Below are 2005 nucleotides of genomic sequence, written 5' to 3'. Positions count from 1 at the left end.
TTATGGGATATCCAGAATGGGCAATGCCTGAAGACCTTACAAGGCTATTCCAATCAAGTTTGCACGATCGCCGTCGATCCGCAGAGCGAGCGACTGGCAACGGCGGGGAGTAGCGATGGCGCGATCCACTTATGGAACCTCCACACAGGAAGATGCGCGACCAAATTAGCGGGACACAACAGCCGCATTCGCCATGTCGTTTTCAATTCGACGGGGACATGGCTGGCTAGTGCGAGTGAAGACTTTACCGTCAAAATCTGGGAGCTAGAGAGCGGGCGGTGCCGACTGACCTTTCAGGGACATGAAAATTGGGTCTGGGCGGTCGCTATTAGCCACGACGACCTCCTGATTGCCACCTGTAGCCTCGATCGAACGGTCAAACTGTGGGATAGCCAGACAGGGCAATGTCTGTGTACTGCGAGCGATATATATCCAGTTTGGTCGCTGAAATTCAGCGCAGATGGGCGATGGCTGATAACCAGTGGCGACGGCACGATCGTTAGGGTCTGGGATGTCGAGAAATTGAAGACAGAAAAACAGTTTTCACAGCCCCACCTGGCATTAGAACATCAGTCACCAGGCCGATATACCATTGCCATCGATCCCACCAGTCAACTGCTGGCAACCGCTTGTTGGCACAACTCGATCCAATTGTGGGATCTCACCACGGGTGAGACTTGTGGGGCGATCGTCCCCCCGAACCCCCTGACTGAAGCCCATCCACTCGTCTTTAGTCCGGCAGGCGATCTGCTGGCAAATAGTCTACACGATTGTACGATTCAGCTCTGGGATGTCCGCAGCGGGGAAGTTTTTCGGACTTTAACGGGTCACGATCGCATTATTCTCTCGATCGCGTTTATACCCCAAATCGATCGGACTGAAGATCTTAAATTGGTCAGTAGTAGTGCCGATGAAACAATTAAAATTTGGAATGTGCAAACAGGAGAATGTCTGACAACTTTACATCCCGATCGCGTAGCGTCCGCTTTGCGGAATCGACTCTATGAGGGGATGAATATTACCGGAGTTACTGGTTTGAGTGAGGGGCAAATATCGGTATTGAAGCAGTTAGGATCGTTGGCGTAGCCTCAGCACTGCTGAATCGGCTAGATTGGATTTCAATCTGGTTTGCATTTTAACTAAATATTCAAAACAGCTCTGGCGATTCCAAAAACTGCTTTATGTTCGTCGCAAGATTGTCATCCTAATTACAGATGCAAGTGCGATAATTCCAGGAGCCGCCAACCAGAACCAAAAGCCAGCCAGAAGTCGATCGAGAGCTAAATGAGAGTTAGGACTACTACCATTTGGCAGATCGTACCAAAAGGCGGAAATCGTACCTAAATAGCCGATAATTACGGCGAGCGAACCCGCGATCGCCGCATTAAGATATTTCTGCTGCATAAAGAATACAGATGATAGCCAATAAGCTGGATTTGCTAACCAACCTAAAGCAGGTGGAATTTGCATAAACAAAAGTCCAAATAATCCAGCAATAGTCAGTTCGATCCCACTGTAATCGTAGATATCGATCGGATAACCGTAAGCATTTAGTTTTCCAGAAGGAATGTATTTACCAACAAAATCATTGGGGACAATGAAGAACAGCAAACATGGCAAAGCTTGAGCCAGTCCATAGCAGAATAACGAGACTCCTAGACAAGATAATCGATATAGCATCATTGAATGAGGTTGATGTGGGATGTGGTTGTCAGTTCGACCATGTTCTTAGTATCGAGGCAAACAACTTTAGTCACCAGATGAGATATTTAGAGATAAACACTGACTTAATTGTGAGAATGCTTTAGCACAAAGGCGAATGGCATCAAGCTTGCCGAACATATCCCGGCTGAGGTTGAGATGCTCGATCTTTTGTGGCACGATCGGCGATCGAGTGTTGGCTTAAGTCAAACTTAAGTGAAGTAATCTATGTAGGGCTTGCTGAAAAAGTAGGAGAATAGTCTTTCAAAAATTGATTGGTAATGAAAAAAGTCGGAGTAATTAG

The 2005-nt window shown here is 47.0% G+C and carries 2 protein-coding genes; one reads left to right on the top strand and one right to left on the bottom strand.

What is annotated here, in order from left to right; translation table 11 throughout:
* A partial coding sequence (locus C7B77_RS29010) for a WD40 repeat domain-containing protein (RefSeq protein WP_146138602.1) occupies window positions 1-1086 on the top strand: 1086 nt, incomplete at its 5' end.
* Between the two features lie 93 nt (window positions 1087-1179).
* Here the strand turns inward: C7B77_RS29010 and C7B77_RS29005 are convergent.
* Complete coding sequence (locus tag C7B77_RS29005) at window positions 1180-1683, bottom strand: hypothetical protein (protein ID WP_245894534.1); 504 nt, start codon at window positions 1681-1683, stop codon at window positions 1180-1182.
* Window positions 1684-2005 lie beyond the last annotated feature (322 nt).

Origin of the sequence: Chamaesiphon polymorphus CCALA 037, from assembly GCF_003003845.1 — a bacterium.
GTDB lineage: Bacteria > Cyanobacteriota > Cyanobacteriia > Cyanobacteriales > Chamaesiphonaceae > Chamaesiphon > Chamaesiphon polymorphus.
This window is presented reverse-complemented; position numbering and strand designations above follow the sequence as displayed.